General features: G+C 69.0%; 15 protein-coding genes. 9 read left to right on the top strand and 6 right to left on the bottom strand.

What is annotated here, in order from left to right; all coding sequences use genetic code 11:
• Window positions 1-4 precede the first annotated feature (4 nt).
• Entirely contained in the window at window positions 5-727 is a 723-nt protein-coding gene (locus tag ABDW61_RS10920; RefSeq protein WP_343638589.1) for a PEP-CTERM sorting domain-containing protein, read from the bottom strand.
• A gap of 301 nt (window positions 728-1,028) precedes the next feature.
• On the opposite strand from ABDW61_RS10920, the gene ABDW61_RS10915 reads away from it, so the two are divergent.
• On the top strand, window positions 1,029-2,093 hold the full coding sequence (locus ABDW61_RS10915) for an NAD(P)H-dependent oxidoreductase (protein WP_343638588.1): 1,065 nt from the start codon (window positions 1,029-1,031) through the stop codon (window positions 2,091-2,093).
• Window positions 2,094-2,154: 61 nt separating this feature from the next.
• Entirely contained in the window at window positions 2,155-2,409 is a 255-nt protein-coding gene (locus tag ABDW61_RS10910; RefSeq protein ID WP_343638587.1) for a hypothetical protein, read from the top strand.
• A 76-nt stretch (window positions 2,410-2,485) separates the two neighbouring features.
• Here ABDW61_RS10910 and ubiE read toward each other — a convergent pair whose 3' ends face one another.
• From ubiE to ABDW61_RS10890, 4 genes are all read right to left on the bottom strand, one after another.
• Window positions 2,486-3,217 (bottom strand): bifunctional demethylmenaquinone methyltransferase/2-methoxy-6-polyprenyl-1,4-benzoquinol methylase UbiE, encoded by a 732-nt coding sequence (gene ubiE, locus ABDW61_RS10905; protein ID WP_343638586.1) that lies wholly within the window; start codon window positions 3,215-3,217, stop codon window positions 2,486-2,488.
• Between the two features lie 38 nt (window positions 3,218-3,255).
• Window positions 3,256-3,675 carry a DUF971 domain-containing protein gene (locus ABDW61_RS10900; RefSeq protein WP_343638585.1) on the bottom strand — a complete coding sequence of 140 codons (420 nt, stop codon included), beginning with the start codon at window positions 3,673-3,675 and terminating at the stop codon, window positions 3,256-3,258.
• An 85-nt stretch (window positions 3,676-3,760) separates the two neighbouring features.
• Window positions 3,761-5,149 (bottom strand): S8 family serine peptidase, encoded by a 1,389-nt coding sequence (locus ABDW61_RS10895; RefSeq protein WP_343638584.1) that lies wholly within the window; start codon window positions 5,147-5,149, stop codon window positions 3,761-3,763.
• Window positions 5,150-5,462: 313 nt separating this feature from the next.
• Window positions 5,463-7,271 (bottom strand): S8 family peptidase, encoded by a 1,809-nt coding sequence (locus tag ABDW61_RS10890; protein ID WP_343638583.1) that lies wholly within the window; start codon window positions 7,269-7,271, stop codon window positions 5,463-5,465.
• A 409-nt stretch (window positions 7,272-7,680) separates the two neighbouring features.
• On the opposite strand from ABDW61_RS10890, the gene ABDW61_RS10885 reads away from it, so the two are divergent.
• The 4 genes from ABDW61_RS10885 to ABDW61_RS10870 all read left to right on the top strand — a co-directional run bounded on the left by ABDW61_RS10885 (window position 7,681) and on the right by ABDW61_RS10870 (window position 13,928).
• The gene (locus ABDW61_RS10885) at window positions 7,681-9,726 is read left to right on the top strand and encodes a M13 family metallopeptidase (protein ID WP_343638582.1); all 2,046 of its coding nucleotides are present in this window, start codon (window positions 7,681-7,683) and stop codon (window positions 9,724-9,726) included.
• 412 nt (window positions 9,727-10,138) lie between these two features.
• Window positions 10,139-10,654, top strand: a complete 516-nt coding sequence (locus ABDW61_RS10880; protein ID WP_343638581.1) for a hypothetical protein — start codon at window positions 10,139-10,141, stop codon at window positions 10,652-10,654.
• A 133-nt stretch (window positions 10,655-10,787) separates the two neighbouring features.
• Window positions 10,788-11,789 (top strand): tripartite tricarboxylate transporter substrate binding protein, encoded by a 1,002-nt coding sequence (locus ABDW61_RS10875; protein ID WP_343638580.1) that lies wholly within the window; start codon window positions 10,788-10,790, stop codon window positions 11,787-11,789.
• A 204-nt stretch (window positions 11,790-11,993) separates the two neighbouring features.
• A complete protein-coding gene (locus tag ABDW61_RS10870) occupies window positions 11,994-13,928 on the top strand; it encodes a Cache 3/Cache 2 fusion domain-containing protein (RefSeq protein ID WP_343638579.1) in 1,935 nt (644 codons plus the stop codon).
• A gap of 78 nt (window positions 13,929-14,006) precedes the next feature.
• On the opposite strand, the gene ABDW61_RS10865 is transcribed toward ABDW61_RS10870, so the two are convergent.
• A complete protein-coding gene (locus ABDW61_RS10865; protein ID WP_343638846.1) occupies window positions 14,007-17,891 on the bottom strand; it encodes an FAD/FMN-binding oxidoreductase in 3,885 nt (1,294 codons plus the stop codon).
• A 442-nt stretch (window positions 17,892-18,333) separates the two neighbouring features.
• On the opposite strand from ABDW61_RS10865, the gene ugpB reads away from it, so the two are divergent.
• From ugpB to ugpE, 3 genes are read left to right on the top strand one after another with little or no spacing between them, the layout of a single operon-like run.
• The gene (gene ugpB, locus ABDW61_RS10860) at window positions 18,334-19,656 is read left to right on the top strand and encodes a sn-glycerol-3-phosphate ABC transporter substrate-binding protein UgpB (protein WP_343638578.1); all 1,323 of its coding nucleotides are present in this window, start codon (window positions 18,334-18,336) and stop codon (window positions 19,654-19,656) included.
• 27 nt (window positions 19,657-19,683) lie between these two features.
• The gene (ugpA, locus tag ABDW61_RS10855; protein ID WP_343638577.1) at window positions 19,684-20,571 is read left to right on the top strand and encodes a sn-glycerol-3-phosphate ABC transporter permease UgpA; all 888 of its coding nucleotides are present in this window, start codon (window positions 19,684-19,686) and stop codon (window positions 20,569-20,571) included.
• A gap of 1 nt (window position 20,572) precedes the next feature.
• Window positions 20,573-21,421, top strand: coding sequence for a sn-glycerol-3-phosphate ABC transporter permease UgpE (gene ugpE, locus ABDW61_RS10850; protein WP_343638576.1), 849 nt, complete (start codon window positions 20,573-20,575; stop codon window positions 21,419-21,421).
• Window positions 21,422-21,449 lie beyond the last annotated feature (28 nt).

The following is a 21,449-nucleotide window of genomic DNA, read 5'->3' as shown; positions in this document are numbered from 1 at the left end:
TTGCTCAGGCTTGCTTGCGGCGGCGGATCGTCACGCCCATGACGCCCAGGGCGGCCAGGGCCAGCGCGATCGAGGCGGGTTCGGGCACTTGAGGCACATCGACCTCCGGGATCAGCGCGCCGGCGAACTGCACCATGTCGTAGCGGATGGTGCCGCCGGTGCCGTAGTTGCCGCCGGTGCCGGCGTAGCTGGTGGTGTTCGGCGCGAACATGCTGACCAGCTGGATGGCGAAGTTGGCGTTGTCGGCCACGCCGAGGATGTCGGTGAAATCGAAGCCCAGGCCCTTCACGAAGGTGCTGTCACGGACCATGCGGAAGGTGGTCGCTTCGAGCCAGTTCTCGCCGTCGATCGTGTAGAGCAGCGCGGTCCAGGCGGAGGCGGTCGCGCTGTTGCGCTGATCGAAGCTCAGCACGATGTGGTCGAAGCCGGTGGTGTCGACCGAGAACTGCACGCCGCTGGTTCTGTTGCCGGTGCCTTGGGCGGCGTAGCCGGCCGTGTTCATGGCCTGGCTGTTGGCGTTGGTGTCCGAGGAGCCGGACTGGCTCACGAAGGTGGTCGTCACGTTGCCCAGCGTGCTGAAGCTCGCGCCGCCGTGGTCGGTGTAGGTCGGCTTGGTCGAGACGATGCCGTTGCGGTCCGCGCTGTAGGTCCAGAGCGCGACCGTGTCGGCATAGGCGGCGGACGTCAGGAAGACGCCTGCCGCGAGCAGGATGGATTTGAATTTCATGGCGACCCTCGGACTGTCAATAGTCAAAACAAATGTTTGCGCAAACGTTTACGGCAAAACTTTGTCAGCAATTCCGCAAATGGCTGCGCTTGACAACGCGCATCGGCTGGAGCGTAGGGTCGCTTCGTGACAAGCAGGTTGCGGGGAAGCCCGGGGGTCGGGAACACCCACCCCGTGTTCGAGGGGTCGAAAGTGCTGGGAGCGTAGGACTGCACCCCTGCCCACAACCCTCCGCCGTCCGACGGCTGCTGTCGACGCGGGCTTGAATACTGGGCTCATCACCGCACCCCAAGGGCCTTCGATGACCGACATCCGCAAGGGTCAGCAGCCGCCCGAGCTGACTCGCGAGCAGTTCCACGAGCGCTTCATGCGGCGCTTTTACGATCCGGCCTTCCACGTCGAGGCCGACGCCATCGCGCGCCTCGAGGCCATCGCCTTCCAGGCCATGAAGGAAGGCCGCAAGTCGCCGGTGACACGGCCCGCGGGCAACGGCTTCAAGGACCCCGCCTACGAGACCTCGGTCGAATGGCTCGACGCGCACCAGCGCCTGCAACTCGCGCAGCAGCGCTGGAGCGACCCCGCCACCCGCTCGCGCGTGCTGCTGGTCTGCGGCAGCGATCGCAACGACGGCACCTGCCCCGGCGAGATGTCCAAGACCTGGCGCCTGACCCAGATCGCCAAGGAGCAGCTCAGCCGCCGCGACCTCATCGTCGACGTGCTCGACCTCAGCCTGATGACCTCGGAGTACGGCCGTGAGATCCACCCCTGCAAGGGCTGCGTCTCCACCGCGATGCCGCTGTGCCACTGGCCCTGCAGCTGCTATCCGAATCACGCCCTCGGCCAGTCCAACGACTGGATGAACGAGATCTACGAGCGCTGGGTCTCGGCGCATGGCGTGATCCTCTTCGCCCCGACCTATTGGTATCAATCGCCCAGCGCGCTGAAGCTGATGATCGACCGGCTCGTCTGCGCCGATGGCGGCAATCCGGATCCCACCAGCACCCACGGCAAGACCGTCGCCGAAGCCAAGGCCCTCGAAGCCCGCGGCTGGGACTACCCCAAGCACCTGGCGAGGCGCGTCTACGGCCTGGTCGTGCACGGCGATGTCGCCGGCGTCGAATCGCAGCGCCGCAACCTCTCCGACTGGCTGGACTGGATGGGGCTCGTCGACGCGGGCGCGCTCGCCCGGCTCGATCGCTATCTCGGCTACTACCAGCCGTACTACGACAGCCACGAGGCGCTTGACCGCGACCAGGCCCTCCAGGATGAAGTCCGCGCCGTGGCCGACCGCGTCAGCGACGCGGTCAAGCAGTTGCGGGAGGGCAAGCTGCCCCATTCCAATCGCCAGGCCGTCCGGCAGAAATGACGGCACCTCGCCACTGCGTTCGATCTCCCCCCTCGACCTCATCGATCCAAGGAGCATTCCAATGGCCGCATCCCACTCCCCTTCCCGTCCGGCCCCCCAGCTGCAGCCGGAGCTGCCGCCCGACGTGCCGCCGTTTCCGTCCTCCGACGCCGGCATCGACGCCGATGACCTGGACAGCGTCTATGGCCAGCTCGTGAAGGGCGTCGGCCACGAGTTCGTCACCGACGCCAACGTCGACGAACTCGCCCGGCGCGCCGAGCAGGACGGACATCCGATCCTCGCGACCGAACTGCGGGAGTGGAAGGCCTCCTGCTGACGCCCCGCGCGGGCGATCCCCCAATGCAACAGAGCCCCATCCGGGGCCCTGCTTCGTGCGCCATCGCGTCAGCCGCTCAGCACTTGATGCCCGCGTGCAGCGCCACGACGCCGCCGGTCAGGTTGTGCACGTCCACATGGCCGAAGCCCACCGACTTCATCAGCGCCTTGAGCTCCGCCTGCGGCGGGTGCATGCGGATGGACTCGGCCAGGTAGCGGTAGCTGTCGGCGTCGCCCGCGATCAGCGAGCCGATCCGCGGCAGGACCTTGAAGGAGTACCAGTCGTAAGGCTTGCGCAGCGGCTCGGCCACCTGCGAGAACTCCAGCACCAGCAAGCGGCCGCCCGGACGCAGCACGCGGTTCATCTCGGCCAGCGCCTTGTCCTTGTGCGTCATGTTGCGCAGGCCGAAGGCCACGCAGACCAGGTCGAACGAACCGTCCTTGTATGGCAGCGCCTCCGCGTCGCAGAGGTTGGTCGGCAGCACCAGGCCTTCGTCGATCAGGCGCTCACGGCCGGTGCGCAGCATCGCCTCGTTGATGTCGGTGTGCACGACCATGCCGCGCTCGCCCACCTTCTTCGCGAACAGCCGCGCCATGTCGCCGGTGCCCCCCGCGATGTCCAGCACGCGGTCGCCCGGCTTGAGGTTGGCCACGGCCAGCGTGTAGCGCTTCCAGGCGCGATGCAGGCCCATCGACATCAGGTCGTTCATGACGTCGTAGCGCGAGGCGACCGAGTCGAACACGCCGCGCACGCGGCGGGCCTTGACCGTCTCGTCGACGGTCTCGAAGCCGAAATGGGTGGAGCTCATGGTGGGGTCCTGCTGAATGGGGCGCGGGTCAAGCGCGGTCAATGGCTGCCGCAGCTGCCGTGGCCGCCCGGCTTGGCGGGCATGGCCGCGTCGCGGTCCAGGCCCGCCGCGGCGAGCTTGTCTTCGTACTCGCGCATCAGGCGGTCCTGGTCCCGGCCCAGCTCATAGAGATAGGCCCAGGTGAACAGGCCGCTCTCGTGACCGTCGGAGAACAGCGGCTGCAGCGCGTAATGGCCGACCTGCTGCACCGCCACGATGCCGACGCCGCGCTTGCCGGTCTGCAGCGTCTCCTGGCCCGGGCCGTGGCCTTGCACCTCGGCCGAGGGGCTGTACACGCGCATCAGTTCGAAGGGAATGCGGAAGCGGGCACCGTCGTCGAAGGCGAGCTCCAGCACCTTGGACTGCTGGTGCACGACGATGTCGGTCGGGAGCGGCGAGTTGCTGTGGAGGCCGGCCATGGGGTCGCGGTGAAGGTCGCGGAATCGCGAGGAAATCGAGGCCCGCAGTGTAGCGGGCCGGACTTGCCGCGCCGCCGCCGCGGGTTCAGGGCCGGCGGCGGCCCTGGAGCAGATCGTGATAGTCCACCAGGTTGCGTATCAACTCGACAGCCTGGCGCGCGTTGAGCAGGCCGCCGCCGCAGCCCGGACAGCCGGGCATGTCCGTGGCGCTGCCGCGCAGCGCCTCCTCGATCTGATCCGGGCTGGCGTGCGGCCGCGCCTGCAGCATCAGCGCGACCACCGCGGAGACATGCGGCGCCGACAGGCTGGTGCCCACCTGCCACGCGACGACGGGCCGCCAGGCGCCATCGGCGAACTCGAGGGCCGCCGTGGGCACGCCATCGCCCGGAAGCGCCCACGGCCCGTTGTCGCCGGACGGCGCGCTCACCGTGATGCCGGCGCCCCGATTCGAGCCGGGCCACAGGGCGCCGCGCCGCGTCGCGCCGGCCACGGCCACGACGCCCCTGCAGTTGGCCGGTGACCGGTGCCTCACATCGCGCCCATCGTTGCCCGCCGAGGCCACCACCACGGTCCCGCGCGCCCGTGCGAAGTCGATGGCCGCCTGCAGGGGCGGACTGCACGGACCGCGCGTGCCGATCGACAGGTTCAGCACCCGCGCGCCCGGCACGTTGAAGGGGGCGCCGGCGACAGCGCCGCCGGCGGCCCAGACGATGCCGTCGATCAAGTCGGACTCCCAGCCACCGGCCGAATCGATGACACGCACCGGCTGGATGCGGGCGCGCGGCGCGATGCCCACCAGCCCCGCCCGATCGAGCCGCGCGGCGATCACGCCCGCCACCGCCAGTCCGTGTCCGGGCGGACGGCCTCGCGGCCGCGGCTGGGCGGGCACGGGTTCGTTCGGGACACCCTCCTGGCCATCCCCACCGGACGAGGCCCGCGCCCGGGGGAAGGTGACGAAGTCCCAGCCCGTATCCCATTGGCCCTGCAGCTCCGGATGCTCGATCCGCCCCGAGTCGAGGACAGCCACGCGCACCCCGCGGCCGTCCAGCGAATCCAGCGCCGCCCAGGCCTCGATGCGATGGAGATTCCACTGCTCCACGTAACGGGGTTCGAGTGCCAGTTGGCGGAAGTCGACCCTGTCCGGCTGGACCCACCGGTCGACGCGGATCGTGGCAGGCGGGGCATCGGCGATCCCCGGCCCCAGGCTGGCCGGCTCGATCCAGCCGATGCGCCGTGCCTCGACCGGCGTCGTCAGTTCGACGACCAGTTCACCGGTCGACAGGCGACGCCGCACGGTGACCTGCTCCGGGGACAGGCCGAGTTCCCGCGCCAGGTTGCCTCCGGTCTGCTGGTCCTGCGCAGCGGAGACGGCGCCCACCCGGGCGGGATCGCGGCTCTCCCCGATCAGCAGTCGGCGCGCCGGCCTGTCGTCGCTCCAGCGCGCGGCCGGATCGGCGAGGGCCGGCGTCGCCACGGCGGCGCAGACCAGGGCGGCCGCCAGCGCGGCCGCGGTGAGGGGGGCAGGGACAGGGACAGGGACAGGGACAGGGACAGGGACAGGGACAGGGACAGGGACAGGGACAGGGACAGGGACAGAGGCAGAGGCAGAGGCAGGGACGGACGACAACATGGCAGCTCCCGGGATGGAGCGGACTAGTGGCCCGCCCGGCGCGGCCATGAAAAAAAAATCCCGCCAGCTTTCACCGGCGGGATTCAACGGGAGCCCCGTTCGGGCCCAGGGCACCCGGCTTACCAAACGAGGAGAGTGGTAACGGGCTGGCGGCTCCTTACCAGCTCAGGCCCAGCGTGTACGAACCGCTGGTGCCCGAGTAATAGAGGACCCGCACATAGACGGTGACCGAGGACGCGCCGGTGTTCTGGTAGGTGAAGCTGTCCACCGAGCCGGCGCCGTTCTCGCTCGCCTTGAGCTGCGTGCCGGAGCCGTCCACCAGATACAGGTCGAAGTCCTTGCCGCTGGCCGGCGTCAGGGTCGCGCTGAGCGTCTTGCCGGCGGGCAGCACGACCTTGAAGTAGTCGTTCGTGTCGCTGCCCGACGTCATGCTGCCGTTGACCGTCACCGGCGCGGTGATCGACTGCGCCGCGGAGATCGAGTTGTTCGGCTCGGTTTCGGCGACCGTGCCGCCACCGCCACCGCCCAGGATCGCCGTGACCGCGGCATTCGCGTCCAGCAGGCCGGAGCCGCACTGGCTGCAGGTGCCGGGGAAGGCGCGGGCGCTGCTCTTGAGCGCGGCGGTGATCTGGTCCGGCGTGGCCGACGGCTTGGCGCTGTACATCAGGGCCGCGACGCCGGCCACGTGCGGCGTGGCCATCGAGGTGCCCTGGTAGTAGGCGTAGCTGTCCGCGCCCGGCGTGGTGGTGCCAGCGTTCAGCGTCGACAGGATGCCGTTGCTGGCGCTGGAGCGGACGTCGCCGCCCGGCGCGGCCAGCGCCACGATCGAGCCGTAGTTCGAGTAGTACGCCCGCGCGCCGTAGCGGTCGGTCGCCGCCACCGCCACCACGCCCGAGCAGTTCGCGGGGCTGGAGTTCGAGGCGTCCTGGTTCTCGTTGCCCGCGGCGACGATGACGCTGGCGCCGCGCGAGCGCGCGCCGTTGATCGCCGTCTGCGTGGTCGTGTCGCAGGTGCCGCCACCGCCCAGCGACAGGTTCAGCACCTTGGCCGGGGTCGCGTTGGCCGGCACGCCGGAGACGCTGCCGCCCGAGGCCCAGGTGATGCCGTCGGCGATGTCGGAGGTGTAGCCGCCGCACTTGCCCAGCACCCGCACCGGCTGCACCTTGGCGTTGAAGGCGATGCCCGCCACGCCAGTGCCGTTGTTGGTCTTGGCCGCGATCGTCCCGGCCACGTGCGTGCCGTGCCAGCTCGAGTTCGCGCCCTTGTCCTGGGTGCTGCAGGTGCCCGCCGCGTGCCAGTCGCCCGGGTCGCTCGGGTCGTTGTCACGGCCGTTGCCGTCCACCGAGACGGCGGTGTCCGCGATCAGGTCGTAGCCGGCCACGATCTGGCCGGACAGGTCCGCATGCGGCCGATAGCCGGTGTCGATCACCGCGACCACCACGCCGGTGCCGGTGGCCTGGTCCCAGGCGGCCGGCGCGCGGATGCCCGCGGTGGCTTCGTTCAGGTCCCATTGCGACGAGAACGACGGGTCGTTCGGCGTGAACAGCGGATACATCTTGCGGTCGGGCTCGACGTACTCGACGTTGGCGTCCGAGGCCTTGATCCGCTCGCCCAGCTGGCGCAGCTCCTGCAGCGACAGGCGCTTGCCCAGCTTGTAGACGTGGGCGCCGGTGCCCATCTGGCGCAGCAGCGTCATCTGCGCGCCCAGCGGCGCGGCCAGCTGCTGCAGCTGCGCGGTGCGGGCGCCGATCGCGTCGCTGGCCACCGCCTGCGACTGCACCGCCACGCCCAGGCGCTGCTGCACCACGGTGCTGCCGTCCTTGTATTTCACGATCAGACGGTCGGTCTGCTCATCGTGCTGCTGGGGGGCCTTGTCGATGTCCACCGACGACACACCCGCCTGGGCAACCCCCAGACCGGCGAGACCCAGAGCCAGCGCGAAGCTGAGCTTGTTCAATCGCAACATGCTTGTCATCTCCGTTTCATCCATCGGCGCCGGGATGACCGGCGCCCCTCGCCCCCCACGCCCTGGCGCGTTGACACCTCTGGGGGCACGTCGACCGGCCCCTCTGCCGATGACGTCGGCGCAGTTTAGGAAGGCCATCGGGCGGCAACCGCCCCACCTGCAACAGTTAACAGGAAGGAATACCCCTATAACCTTTTTGTGTCAGATTGCAGCCTTTGGTCTGCTAATCGCCCCTTTCTTACGGCTAAACGTCTGATTCGTAAGGTTTGCGCGCGATTTGCGGACCTGCGCGAACGGCGTGCCCGGGGTGCCGGAAGGCATGCGCGGGACGGCGCCGATGGCGGGGGTGGAGGGGCTCGTTTAGCCTGTGCGGCTTGTCGTTTTCGCCACACATTGGTGACAAATAACCATGTTTCCTCTACGCCTGATTGCCGCCGCAGCCGCCTCGAGCCTCGCCCTGGCCGTCTCGCCGGCCCGCGCGCTGGACGTCGCGAGCTTCTCGCCGGACGTCCCGCCCTGCGCCGACTTCTATGACTACGTGAATGGTCCCTGGGTCGCCCGTACCGAAGTGCCAGCCGAGCGCACCCGCATCGGCAGCTTCGACGCGCTGCGCGTCAACAACGACCGCGTGCTGGCGGCCGCGCTGGCCGAGCTGGTGGCCAAGCCGGAACTGCGCAAGACGCCGGGCCTGAAGCAGGCGGCCGCCTACTACGCCAGCGGCATGGACCTGGCCGCGATCGAGGCGCAGGGCCTCAAGCCGGTGAAGCCGCTGCTGGACCGCGTCGCGTCGATGAAGTCGGCCGAGGACCTGCCCTTCGTCCTGGCCCAGCTGGGCCGCGTGGGCATCGCCGCGCCGGTGGGCGCCTCCGTGCGCGCGGACGTGAAGAACACGCGCGTGAACGTGCTCACGCTGAGCCAATCGGGCCTGGGCCTGCCGGACCGGGACGACTACTTCAAGGACACCGACATCGCCAAGAAGCTGCGCGCCGCCTACCGGCTGTACGCGCAGCGGCTGCTGGCGTCGGCCGGCTTCGACGCCACGCCAGCGGCGCTGGACGCGCTGATGGGCTTCGAGGCGCAACTGGCGGAGGCCACCACGCCGCGCGCGCAGCTGCGCGATCCGCTCAAGGTCTACAACCCGATGACGACGCCGGAACTGGCCGGCAAGGCGCCCGGTCTGGCCTGGGAGGCCTACCTCAAGGCGCTGACGCGCAGCGACACGCGCGCCGGCGGCGTCGAGCGCTTGATCGTGGCCCAGCCCGACTTCATGACCCGCGTCGCGTTGATGGCGGAGCACATCCCGCTCGCCGCCTGGCAGACCTACCTGCGGGTGCGCGTGCTGTCCAACAGCGCCGCGCGGCTGCCCAAGGCCTTCGCCGATGCCGACTTCGACTATCACGGTGTCGCCATCGGCGGCCAGGAGCAGCACGCGCCGCGCGACGAGGAGGTCATCCTGCTGATCGGCGGCCGCACCGGAGGCAATCCGCTGGGCCTGGCGCTGGGCGAGGCCTTCGTGGCCAAGGCCTTCTCCCCCGAGGCGCAGCGCCGCGCGACGCTGCTGATCGGCGACGTCAAGGCCGCGATGAAGACGCGCATCCAGAACCTGACGTGGATGAGCCCGGAGACCAAGGTCAAGGCGCTGGAGAAGCTCGAGGCGATGCAGCCCAAGATCGGCGCGCCCGCGACCTGGCCGGCCTACGACGGTCTGACGCTGGACGCCAAGGACTTTGCCGGCAACCAGCTGCGCGCGGCGGCCTGGTTCCACGGCGAGCAGATCAAGGACCTGGACCGCCCGAGCGACCGCACGCGCTGGACGATGTCGCCCTACATCGTCAACGCGCAGGCCGGCGGCCTGAACGAGATCACCTTCCCGGCCGGCATCCTGCAGCCGCCCTTCTTCGACGCCAAGGCCGACGACGCCGTGAACTACGGCGGCATCGGCATGGTGATCGGCCACGAGATCGTCCACCACTTCGACGACCGCGGCCGCCAGTTCGACAGCATCGGCAGCCTCAACGACTGGTGGACCGCCGCCGACGCGCAGCACTACCAGGCCCGCGCCGACCGCGTGGTGGCGCTCTACGAGCGCTATGAGCCGATCAAGGGCACGCACATCAACGGGCGGCTCACGCTGGGCGAGAACATCTCCGACATGGCCGGCATGCCGATCGCCTTCGACGCGCTGCAGAACGCGCTGCGCCGCGCCGGTCCGGACAAGGCGGCGGAGAAGATCGACGGCTTCACGCCGGAGCAGCGCTTCTTCCTGTCCAACGCAATGGTGTGGCGCAACAAGACGCGCGAGGCGGCGCTGCTGAACCAGTTGCGCACCGATCCGCATTCGCCGGGCAAGTACCGCGTGCTGGCGCCGATGTCCAACATGCCGGAGTTCGCCAAGGCCTTCAACTGCAAGAGCGGTGACCCGATGGTGGCGGCCGATCCGATCCAGGTCTGGTGACGCGCTGATCCCGGTCGGGGCCCGCGCGCCGTGAAGCGTGGCGGGCCCCGTGCCATTGCGGACCCATGCCTTCCGGCACGTCGCCGCGGAAGTCATGGCTCGCCGGCTTCATCGATGGCTTCATCGAGGCTCGACGCGCGGGGACAGGTCTTGTCATCGCGTCGCCGCGCGGCGCGCCGCTCAAGGTCATGCATGACTTTTGGCCCCATGGATACTGGGGAAAGTCCAGTTCCAGGCCGTCGCTCCCGGCTGCGTTTCGTCGCGCGTTTCCTGCGCTCCGGTCCTCGCCTTCGACGCTTGGTCGCTCGTCGCTTGGTCGCCGGACCTGCGATGCCTACGCTGAAAAAAGACCGATACGACAGGCCGCACCGACGCGGGCCGCGACGGTCCCTCAGTCCTCAGGAGCACGACCATGCAAGCGACCCACCGCCCCTTCCACACGACCCTCGTCCGCGCCACATTCGGCGCGCTCCTTGCCGTGCTGGCCGCCGGCGCCGCGCAGGCCGCGCCCGACGACCTGCAGCGCGTCGAGATCTCCGGCCGCCGCCCCGGCGAGCTGCCCCGCACCGACGTCCGCGCCAGCTGTCCCGGCATCGATCAGGCGCTCGGCGACAAGCTCGCGCGGACCCAGTACCTGCATGGCGCCGAGGGCGTGTCCACGGTGAGCTTCCGCCTCAACGGCAACACCGTCAGCGAGGTCGCGCAGGCCAAGGGCCCGTGGGTCTACCGCCGCGACGTCCAGCGCGCGGTGCGCGAGCTGCAGTGCTCGGGCCCGGCGCGCGACACGCTCTACGTGATGCAGATCTCCTTCCGCAACCAGGCCTCGGCCGGCGACATCGACCAGCGTGTCGCGCTGATCGAGCTGGCGCCCCCGGCCGCGGGCGCCGCCGGCATGGCGGCCAGCGCCGCGATGGTCGAGGGCCGCTGAGAGCGCCGCCTCGCCACGGTGGCGACGGCAATCGCGATCGCGAGAGCGATGGCGTGGGCGACTGCGGGATAGTGCCCGAGCGGCTCCGGGGCGCGGCTGGCTATGCTGGCCGCTTCCCACAGGAGACCCATCCATGTCCGCTCGCACGATCGACCCCGTCCGCCGCAGTCTGTTGATGTCCGGAGCCGCGGGCTCGGCGGCCATGGCGCTGGGCTGGTCCGGACCGGCGCGTGCCGATGCATGGCCCTCCAAGCCGATCCGCTGGGTGGTGGCCTATCCGGCCGGCGGCGGCTCCGACTTCCTGGCGCGCCAGCTCGCGCCAGTGCTGGGCAAGGCGCTCGGCCAGACCCTGGTCATCGACAACCGGCCCGGCGCGGCCGGCATCATCGGCACCGACAACGCCGCCAAGTCGCCGCCCGACGGCTACACCCTGCTCACCGGCGACAACGGCGCGATGGTCTTCAACAGCGCGCTCTACAAGAAGCTGCCCTACTCGCCGGGCGACTTCGCGCCGGTGGGCTTCATGGCGCGCTTCCCGCTGCTGCTGGTGGTCAATCCCGGCGCTGGCTTCGCGTCGGCGAAGCAGTGGCTCGAGGCGGTCAAGGCCAGGCCCGGCAAGTACAGCTATGCCTCGCCCGGCATCGGGAGCCCGCATCACCTGGCGATGGAGCTGCTGAAGGACCGCACCCACAGCTACATCGTCCACGTGCCCTATCGCGGCACGGCGTTCTCGACCCAGGACCTGATCGCCGGCGTCGTGCCGATGGGCATCCTCGACACGGCCGCCGCCCTGCCCCACCTGCGCGCCGGCAAGCTCAAGGCGCTGGCGGTGCTGGCGCCGCGCCGCATCGCGGCGCTGCCCGAGGTGCCCAGCTTCGAGGAGCTCGGGGTGAGCGGCGTCGACGTCAGCGCCTGGCAGGGCCTGTTCGTCCCCAAAGGCACGCCGGAGCCCATCGTGGCGCGGCTGGGCGCGGAACTCGCGAAGGCGCTGGGCCAGCCCGAGCTGAAGGGGCGGCTGGAGGACTTCGGCCTGGAAGTCGCGCCCGGTGACGCCGCCTCGCTCGCCCGCTTCATCCAGGCGGAGACGCAGAAGTGGCATGCGTTGATCCACAACCGGGGCATCACGGCCGAGTGACGTAAACGTCAAGCGATGGGCGAGCCGCGCATTACTTCACGAGCAGCGGCAATAACTCGGGTTAACCCTCGAAGGGCGGTAGGCGAAACAGACCCGATTCCCTTCCAGGCGAATAAAGTCTGACAAAGCGCAAAGACAAAACGACAACGACGCGCTAGGGGACCCCTGTCACTCCCGCCCCGCTTCGCCCCGGGGCCGCCAGTCATGAACAACAACAACGCCGTGCGCGCGACGGTGGCCCGTCGCGTTTCCCTCTGGTCGAGCGCCGCCATCGCGGCGCTGCTGATCATCATCTGCGGCACCCTGTCCTGGGTGCTGACGAAGCAGGCGCAGCAGCGCACGCTGGACTACATGTCCGCCGAGGCCGCCTCGGTCGCGCGCGTGGCCGACGCGCTGGACCGCACGGCGCGCGAGTCGGCCAACCGGCTCTACGACGTGCTGGCTGGCGACTTCGCCGGCGGCGCGTTCACGCTGGAGGGCGATGGCGAACTGGCCTTCAACGGCCAGAAGCTCAACGGCAATTTCGACGCGGTGGATCGCTTCACGCGGCTGACCGGCGGCAACGCGACGATCTTCGCGCGCAAGGGCACGGACGACTTCATCCGCGTCACGACCTCGGTGAAGAAGGAGGACGGCTCGCGCGCCGTTGGGACCACGCTGGACCGCGCGGGCGCGGCCTATGCGCGCGTGTCGGCCGGCGAGACCTATGTCGGCCCGGCGACGCTGTTCAAGGTCCCCTACATGACGCGCTATTCGCCGATCAAGGACGCGGGCGGCAAGACGGTGGGCGTCCTGTACATCGGCTTCGACATGCGCGGGCTGCAGCAGGAGCTGGTGAAGATGGCCGACGCGGTCAAGCTCTACGAGAGCGGCGGCCTGTATCTGCTCGACCCCGGCAAGACCCCGGCCGACGCGCTGCTGCGCGCGCATCCGCGCGCCCAGGGGAAGAAGCTGTCCGAGGTCATGCCGGCCGATCAGGCGGAGCAACTGGTCAAGACGCTGACCGGCGACAAGGACGGCGTGCTGGAACAGGTCCAGGCGGTCTACGGCGAGAAGTACCAGGACGCCTTCGCGGTGGCGCGCAAGTCGGAAGCGACCGGCTGGTGGGTGGTGGCCGAAGCCTCGCGCGCGCAGGCGCTGGCGGCGCACAACACGACGCTGTGGGTGCTGTGGGGATTGATGCTCGCCACGGTGGTGCTGCTGGGCGTGGGCGTGACGTGGATGCTGGGCCGCTGGGTCGGGCAGCCGCTCGCCGACCTCAACGAGGCCGTGGGCGCGGTCGCCGCGGGCGACCTGACCCGGCCGGTGAGCGTGCGTCAGCAGGATGACCTGGGCGCGCTGGCCGACGGCATCGAGCGCATGCGGCTGCAGCTGTCGCGCACCATCAACGAGGTGCGCCAGGCGTCGGACAGCATCGGCACGGCGTCGGCGGAAGTCGCCGCGGGCAGCCGGGATCTGTCGTCGCGGACCGAGCAGTCGGCCAGCCATCTGCAGGAGACGGCCTCGGCGCTGGAGGAACTGGCGAGCTCCATGAGCCAGACCGCGGCGTCGGCCGCGCAGGCGCACTCGCTGGTGGGCGAGTCGGACCGCGCCGCGCAGCGCGGCGGCCAGGTGGTGGCGCAGGTCGTCACGACCATGGACGAGATCAGCGCCGCCAGCCGCCAGATCGGCGACATCATCGGCACCATCGACTCGATCGCGTTCCAGACCAACATCCTGGCGCTGAACGCGGCCGTCGAGGCGGCGCGCGCCGGCGAGCAGGGCCGCGGCTTCGCGGTGGTCGCGTCGGAAGTGCGTCAGCTCGCGCAGCGCAGCGCGGAGGCGGCCAAGCAGATCAAGGGGCTGATCACGGCCAGCGGTGAACGTGTGGAGTCGGGCGCGAAGCTGGTCGGGGATACCGGCGAGGCGATGCGCGACATCGTGTCCAGCGTGCGCCGGGTGACCGACATCATTGGCGAGATCTCGACCGCGGCGCGCGAGCAGTCGCAGGGCGTGACGCGCATCAACGGCGCGGTGGCCCAGCTCGACCAGGGCACGCAGCAGAACGCGGCGCTGGTCGAGGAAAGCACGGCCGCCGCTGAAAGCCTGCGGGAGCAGGCGCACCGGCTGGTGGCGCAGGTCGGGCAGTTCAGGGTCTGAACCCGGGAGCGCGCGCGACCGCCGTTCCGCCGCTCCGAGCAACTCCCTCGCCCCCGACAGGGGGTGAGGGAACAGGCATCACACGAGCACGCGCTCGATGCCGCCGTTGTTGGCCTTGGCCACGTACTCGGGCATCCAGTGCTCGCCCAGGATCTTGCGCGCCATCTCGACGACGATGTAGTCCGCCTCGAGCAGCCCGTTCTGCAGGTCGCCGCCGTAGCGGCTCAGGCCCTGCAGGCAGGACGGGCAGCTGGTGAGGATCTTCAGGTTCTCCTGCGCGCCCACCTTCCCCGCCGAGCGCAGCTGCGCCTCCGCCTTGCGCAGTTCCTCTTCCTTGCGGAAGCGCACCTGCGTCGACACGTCCGGCCGCGTCACGCCCAACGTGCCGCTCTCGCCGCAGCAGCGCTCGCTCTTCATCACCTCCGGCCCGACCAGCGCCTTCACCGTCTTCATCGGCTCCTGCAGCTTCATCGGCGAGTGGCAGGGGTCGTGATAGAGATACGCCTGCTTCGAATCGAGCTGGATGCCCTTCTCCAGCAGGTATTCATGGATGTCGACGATGCGGCAGCCGGGGAAGATCTCCTCGAATTTGTAGCCCTGCAGCTGGTCATAGCAGGTGCCGCAGCTGACCACCACCGTCTTGATGTCGAGGTAGTTCAGCGTGTTGGCCACGCGATGGAACAGCACGCGGTTGTCCGTGATGATCTGCTCGGCCTTGTCGAACTGACCCGATCCCCGCTGCGGATACCCGCAGCACAGGTAGCCCGGCGGCAGCACCGTCTGCACGCCCGCATGCCAGAGCATCGCCTGCGTCGCCAGCCCGACCTGGCTGAACAGCCGCTCCGAGCCGCAGCCCGGGAAGTAGAAGACGGCCTCCGCATCGGCGGACGTCTTCTGCGGATTGCGGATGATCGGGACGTAGTTCTTGTCCTCGATGTCGAGCAGCGCGCGCGCCGTCTTCTTCGGCAATCCGCCCGGCAGCTTCTTGTTGATGAAGTGGATCACCTGCTCCTTGACGGGCGCGGTGCCGACCGTGGCCGGCGGCGCGCCGGTCTGCTTGCGCGCGACGCGCTTGAGCAGGCTGTTGGCCAGGCGCTGCGCCTTGAAGCCGACACCGACCATCGCCGCGCGCGCGACCTTGATCGTCTCCGGATTGGTCGCGTTGAGCATCAGCATCGCGGCCGCGTTGCCGGGCCTGAAGCTCTTCTTGCCCATCTTGCGCAGCAGATTGCGCATGTTCATCGTGACGTCGCCGAAGTCGATCTTCACCGGGCACGGATTCACGCACTTGTGGCACACCGTGCAGTGATCGGCCACGTCCTCGAATTCCTCCCAATGCTTGATCGACACGCCGCGGCGGGTCTGCTCCTCGTAGAGGAAGGCCTCGACCAGCAGCGAGGTCGCCAGGATCTTGTTGCGCGGGCTGTAGAGCAGGTTGGCGCGCGGCACGTGCGTCGCGCAGACCGGCTTGCACTTGCCGCAGCGCAGGCAGTCCTTGATGGACTCGCTGATCGCGCCGATGTCGCTCTGCTGCATGATCAGCGACTCGTGTCCCATCAGACCGAAGCTGGGCGTGTAGGCGTTGGTCAGGTCGGCGAAGGTGTTCTGGCTGCCATGGCCGCCGGTGCCGGGCCGCAGCAGCTTGCCCTTGTTGAAGCGCCCTTCCGGGTCGACCTTGGCCTTGTAGCCGGCGAAGCCCGCCAGTTCCTCGTCGTTGAGGAACTCCAGCTTGGTGATGCCGATGCCGTGCTCGCCCGAGATCACGCCGTCCAGCGAGCGCGCCAGCGTCATGATCCGCGCCACCGCCTCGTGCGCGGTCTGCAGCATCTCGTAGTTGTCGGAGTTCACCGGGATGTTGGTGTGCACATTGCCGTCGCCGGCATGCATGTGCAGCGCCACCCACACCCGGCCGCGCAGCACCTCCTTGTGGATGCGCTTGCACTCGTCCAGGATCGGCGCGAACGAGGCGCCCGCGAACACGTCCTGCAGCGGCTTGAGGATCTGCCGCTTCCAGCTCGCGCGCAGCGTGTAGTCCTGCAGTTGCTCGAAGAACGAGCGTTCGCCGTCGCGCTCGACGTCGAGTTCCTGCATCCACTGACGCCACTGGCGCTCGACCCCGTCCAGCAGCGTCAGTGCCTGCTGCACGCGGTCCTCGAGCAGTTCGGCGCTGGGGATCTCGCCCGCGTCGTCGCTCTTGCCCAGCGGCAGCTTGCCGTTGGCGAAGAACTCGCGCAGCGCGCCGACCAGCGCCAGCTTGTTGCGCAGCGACAGCTCGATGTTGATGCGCTCGATGCCCAGCGTGTACTCGCCCATGCGGGGCAGCGGGATCACCACGTCCTCGTTCACCTTGAACGCGTTGGTGTGCTTGGAGATCGCCGCCGTGCGCTTGCGGTCCAGCCAGAACTTCTTGCGCGCGTCGGCGCTCACGGCCACGAAGCCCTCGCCCGAGCGGCCATTGGCCAGCCGCACCACTTCGCTGGTGGCGCGCGCGACCTCATCGGCGTCGTCGCCGACGATGTCGCCGATCAGCACCATCTTCGGCAGCCCGCCGCGCTTGCTCTTGGTCGCGTAGCCGACCGCCTTCAGATAGCGGTCGTCCAGATGCTCCAGGCCCGCGAGGATGGCCCCATTGGGCTTCTTCATCTCGCCGAACATGAAGTCCTTGATGTCGACGATCGAGGGCACGCAGTCCTTCGGATTGCCGAAGAACTCCAGGCAGACCGTGCGCACATGCGCCGGCATGCGATGCACGATCCAGCGCGCGCTGGTGATCAGGCCGTCGCAGCCCTCCTTCTGGATGCCGGGCAGGCCGGCCAGGAACTTGTCGGTGACGTCCTTGCCCAGGCCCTCCTTGCGGAAGGTGCGGCCGGGAATGTCCAGGCGCTCGGTGCGCTCCAGCGTCTTGCCCGTGGCGTCGTAGTAGTGGAGGTCGAAGCTCGCCACCTCGACGTCATGGATCTTGCCCAGGTTGTGTCCGACCCGGACCACCTCCAGCCACTTCGCGTCCGGCGTCACCATGCGCCACGAGGCGAGGTTGTCCAGCGCCGTGCCCCACAGCACGGCCTTCTTGCCGCCGGCGTTCATCGCGATGTTGCCGCCAATGCACGACGCTTCCGCCGAGGTCGGATCGACCGCGAACACGAAGCCATGCAGCTCGGCCAGGTCGGACACGCGCTGCGTGACGACGCCGGCCTCGGTCCAGATGGTCGGGACCTCGCGCTCCACGCCGGGCAGCGTCTTCATCTCGACGCCGCGCATGGCTTCGAGCTTCTCGGTGTTGATCACCGCGCTGTTCCAGACCAGCGGCACCGCGCCGCCGGTGTAGCCGGTGCCGCCGCCGCGCGGGATCACCGTCAGGCCGAGCTCGAAGCAGCCCGCCACCAGCGCGGCCATCTCGGCCTCGGTGTCGGGCGTCAGCACGACGAAGGGGTACTCGACGCGCCAGTCGGTCGCATCGGTCACGTGCGAGACGCGCGACAGGCCGTCGAACTTGATGTTGTCCTTCGCGGTGGTCTTCGCGAAGACCTTGAGCGCGCGCTTGCGCAGCTCGGCCACCTGCTCGAACTGGTGCGAGAACGCGGCCACGGCGGCCTCGGCCGCGGTCAGCAACTCGCCGACCCAGGCGTCGCGCTGCGCGTCGTCCTCGGGATGGCGGCGGCGCTGCACTTCGCCCAGGCGATGGCGCAGCGCGCCGATCAGCGCCTCGCGGCGCTTGGGGTTGTCCAGCAGGTCGTCCTGCAGGTAGGGGTTGCGCTGCACCACCCAGATGTCGCCCAGCACCTCGTACAGCATGCGCGCCGAGCGCCCGGTCTGGCGCTCGCCGCGCAACTGGTCCAACAGCTCCCAGGCGCGGGCACCGAGCAGGCGAAGGACGATTTCGCGATCGGAGAAGGAGGTGTAGTTGTACGGGATCTCGCGCAGCCGGGCGGCAGTCGCGTGCGGCTGGGTCGTTTCGCCGGCCATCGCGGGGTCGGCGGGCATCGGCGGATGCGGTGCGTTCATGGCGGCCAGGTGCTCGCGCACCGGGGTTGCGGCAACCCGGCGTCCCTGCGGAACGCCGATGCCAGGCTGGGGAAAAGCGTGGGGCCCGCGTCCGGACAGCGCCCCGGACTTGTGGTCCCCGCCCCCGTCGGACACGGGCTTGGATGTGGCGTTCGCGAATGGCCGCGATCAGCGGCCGGCCCGGACTGGGCAATGGGTGGAATCCTAACCCAGCGCCAGAGGGCAATCCCGGCCAAGGGACTCTGCGCAGCGATCCTGGAGCGATCTAGAGAGCGATCCCGGGAGGGACCCTTGTTCGCCAATGTCACAATGCCCCGATAAGCTCGCCGGCCGTCGCCGGACCGTCTTCACCGACGTGCTCCGGATCGCCGCGCAAACCAACCCCATCGAGCATCGGAGACCCATGAAGCCCGTCAAGACCTCCCTGCCGGCCGCGGCGATCGCGCTGGCCGCGTTGCTGTCCCCCCTCGCCGCCTCGGCGCAGACCGAGATCCAGTGGTGGCATTCGATGAGCGGCGCGCTCGGCGACTGGGTCAACGACCTGGCCAAGGACTTCAACGCCAGCCAGAAGGACTACCGGATCGTCCCGACCTACAAGGGCAGCTACGACGAGTCGATGGCCGGCGCCATCGCCGCCTTCCGCGCCGGCAACGCGCCGCACATCCTGCAGGTCTTCGAAGTCGGCACCGCCACGATGATGGCCAGCAAGGGCGCCATCGTCCCGGTGGGCCAGGTCATGCAGCAGGCCGGCGTCAAGTTCGACAACGCCGCCTACGTCCCCGCCGTCGCCGGCTATTACACGGCGCCCAACGGCCAGATGCTGAGCTTCCCGTTCAACAGCTCGACCACGGTCTTCCACTACAACAAGGATGCGTTCAAGGCCGCCGGCCTCGACCCCGAGAAGCCGCCCACCTCCTGGCCGGAAGTCGCCTCCGCCGCCGCCAAGCTCAAGGCCGCGGGCTCCAAGTGCCCGTTCACCACGAGCTGGGTCAGCTGGACGCAGCTCGAGAGCTTCTCCGCCTGGCACAACGTCGAGTACGCAACGAAGAACAACGGCTTCGGCGGCCTGGATGCGCGGCTGGCGTTCAACTCGCCGCTGCACGTGCGCCACATCGAGAACCTGGCCAACATGGCCAAGCAGGGGCTGTTCGTCTACAAGGGCCGCGGCAACAGCGCGGACTCGAGCTACTTCTCGGGCGAGTGCGCAATGATGACCGGCTCCTCCGGCCTCTACGCCAACGTCAAGAAGAACGCCAAGTTCAACTTCGGCATCTCGACCCTGCCCTACTACCCCGACGTGCCCGGCGCGCCGCAGAACACCGTCATCGGCGGTGCCAGCCTGTGGGTGATGTCCGGCAAGAAGCCGGCCGAGTACAAGGGCGTGGCCGCGTTCTTCCAGTACCTGGCGCAGGCGCAGGTCGCCTCCGACAGCCACAAGCGCACCGGCTACCTGCCGGTGACCAAGGCCGCCTACGAACTGACCGAGAAGAGCGGCTTCTACAAGCAGAACCCCGGCACCGACGTCGCGGTGCAGCAGATGATCCGCAAGACGACCGACAAGTCGCGCGGCGTGCGGCTGGGCAACTTCGCGCAGATCCGCACCGTCATCGACGAGGAGCTGGAGCAGGTCTGGGCCGGCCGCAAGTCGCCCAAGGACGGCCTGGATGCGGCGGTCAAGCGCGGCAACGAGCTGCTCGAGCGCTTCCAGAAGGCCAACAAGTCCTGACCCCGCGCGATCGAGGCGACGCCAAGGATGTCCCAACAGAAACGCGTGGTGTTCCGCTCGCGCTGGCTGCCCTGGCTGCTGCTGGCGCCGCAGGCGCTGGTGATCGGCGTGTTCTTCTTCTGGCCGGCCGCGCAGGCGCTGCTGCAGAGCCTGCAGCAGCAGGACGCCTTCGGCCTGTCGACCGAGTGGGTCGGGCTGGCCAACTTCCAGCATCTGCTGGAGGACGACAGCTACCTCGCCTCGTTCAAGACGACGGCCGTGTTCTCGCTGCTGGTGGCGGTGCTGGGGCTGGCGGTGTCGCTGCTGCTGGCCACGATGGCCAACCGCGTCGTGCGCGGCGCGCCGGTCTACAAGACGCTGCTGATCTGGCCCTACGCGGTGGCGCCGGCGATCGCGGGCGTGCTGTGGCTGTTCATGTTCGCACCGTCCATCGGCGTGGTCGCCTACGGCTTGCAGCGCCTGGGCATCGCCTGGAACCACCTGCTGGACCCTGAGCAGGCCATGGCGCTGGTCGTGATGGCGGCGGTGTGGAAGCAGGTCTCCTACAACTTCCTGTTCTTCCTGGCGGGGCTGCAGTCCATTCCCAAGTCGCTCATCGAGGCCGCCGCGATCGACGGCGCCGGCCCCTGGCGCCGCTTCTGGACCATCACCTTCCCGCTGCTGTCGCCGACCTCGTTCTTCCTGCTGGTGATCAACGTGGTCTACGCGTTCTTCGACACCTTCGGCATCATCGACGCGGCCACCCAGGGCGGCCCCGGCAAGGACACCGCCATCCTCGTCTACAAGGTCTACTACGACGGCTTCAAGGCGCTGGACCTGGGCGGCTCGGCCGCGCAGAGCGTCGTGCTGATGGCCATCGTGATCACGCTGACCGTGCTCCAGTTCCGTTTCGTCGAAAAGAAGGTGCAGTACTGACATGGTCGAGCGCCGCCCCGCCCTCACGATGCTGTCGCACCTGGTCCTGGTGCTCGGCGTGCTGATCGTCGCGTTCCCGCTGTACATCGCCTTCGTCGCCTCGACGCACACCGCCGCGGAGATCGTCCAGGCCCCGATGCCGCTGCTGCCGGGCGGGCATCTGCTGGAGACCTATTCGGCGGCGCTGTTCGGCAGCAACGGCGCCGGCTCGAAGGCGCCGGTGGGCCAGATGATGTGGATCAGCTTCGTCTGCGCGATGGTCATCGCGCTGGGCAAGATCGCGATCTCGCTGCTGTCGGCCTTCGCGATCGTCTACTTCCGCTTCCCGGCGCGCAATTTCTTCTTCTGGGCCATCTTCGTCACGCTGATGCTGCCGGTGGAGGTGCGCATCGGGCCGACCTACCAGGTCGTCTCCGACCTGAAGATGCTCAACAGCTATGCCGGCCTGACGGTGCCGCTGATCGCCTCGGCGACGGCGACCTTCCTGTTCCGGCAGTTCTTCCTGACCGTGCCCGACGAGCTGGTCGAGGCCGCGCGCATCGACGGCGCTGGGCCGCTGCGCTTCTTCCGCGACGTGCTGCTGCCGCTGTCGCGCACCAGCATCGCGGCGCTCTTCGTGATCCAGTTCATCTACGGCTGGAACCAGTACCTGTGGCCGCTGCTGGTCACCACCGACGAGAGCATGTACCCCGTGGTCATCGGCATCAAGCGGATGATCGGCGGCGGCGACGCGGCCAACGACTGGAACGTCATCATGGCCACCGCGATGCTGGCGATGATCCCGCCGGCGCTGGTCGTGGTGCTGATGCAGCGATGGTTCGTGAAGGGCCTCGTGGACGCCGAGAAGTAAGCCGGTCCACGGCACGCCAGGCAAGAGC

The sequence above is a fragment of the Roseateles sp. genome (genome assembly GCF_039595595.1).
Classification (GTDB): domain Bacteria; phylum Pseudomonadota; class Gammaproteobacteria; order Burkholderiales; family Burkholderiaceae_C; genus Roseateles.
The sequence above is the reverse complement of the archived record's forward strand: the minus strand, read 5'-3'. Positions and strand labels throughout refer to the sequence as shown.

Excerpts from the sequence above, each read along its gene's own strand:
- ABDW61_RS10920 (WP_343638589.1), bottom strand. The coding sequence starts at position 727 with ATGAAATTCAAATCCATCCTGCTCGCGGCAGGCGTCTTCCTGACGTCC.
- ABDW61_RS10915 (WP_343638588.1), top strand. The coding sequence starts at position 1,029 with ATGACCGACATCCGCAAGGGTCAGCAGCCGCCCGAGCTGACTCGCGAG.
- ABDW61_RS10910 (WP_343638587.1), top strand. The coding sequence starts at position 2,155 with ATGGCCGCATCCCACTCCCCTTCCCGTCCGGCCCCCCAGCTGCAGCCG.
- ubiE (WP_343638586.1), bottom strand. The coding sequence starts at position 3,217 with ATGAGCTCCACCCATTTCGGCTTCGAGACCGTCGACGAGACGGTCAAG.
- ABDW61_RS10900 (WP_343638585.1), bottom strand. The coding sequence starts at position 3,675 with ATGGCCGGCCTCCACAGCAACTCGCCGCTCCCGACCGACATCGTCGTG.
- ABDW61_RS10890 (WP_343638583.1), bottom strand. The coding sequence starts at position 7,271 with ATGTTGCGATTGAACAAGCTCAGCTTCGCGCTGGCTCTGGGTCTCGCC.
- ABDW61_RS10885 (WP_343638582.1), top strand. The coding sequence starts at position 7,681 with ATGTTTCCTCTACGCCTGATTGCCGCCGCAGCCGCCTCGAGCCTCGCC.
- ABDW61_RS10880 (WP_343638581.1), top strand. The coding sequence starts at position 10,139 with ATGCAAGCGACCCACCGCCCCTTCCACACGACCCTCGTCCGCGCCACA.
- ABDW61_RS10875 (WP_343638580.1), top strand. The coding sequence starts at position 10,788 with ATGTCCGCTCGCACGATCGACCCCGTCCGCCGCAGTCTGTTGATGTCC.
- ABDW61_RS10870 (WP_343638579.1), top strand. The coding sequence starts at position 11,994 with ATGAACAACAACAACGCCGTGCGCGCGACGGTGGCCCGTCGCGTTTCC.
- ABDW61_RS10865 (WP_343638846.1), bottom strand. The coding sequence starts at position 17,891 with ATGGCCGGCGAAACGACCCAGCCGCACGCGACTGCCGCCCGGCTGCGC.
- ugpB (WP_343638578.1), top strand. The coding sequence starts at position 18,334 with ATGAAGCCCGTCAAGACCTCCCTGCCGGCCGCGGCGATCGCGCTGGCC.
- ugpA (WP_343638577.1), top strand. The coding sequence starts at position 19,684 with ATGTCCCAACAGAAACGCGTGGTGTTCCGCTCGCGCTGGCTGCCCTGG.
- ugpE (WP_343638576.1), top strand. The coding sequence starts at position 20,573 with ATGGTCGAGCGCCGCCCCGCCCTCACGATGCTGTCGCACCTGGTCCTG.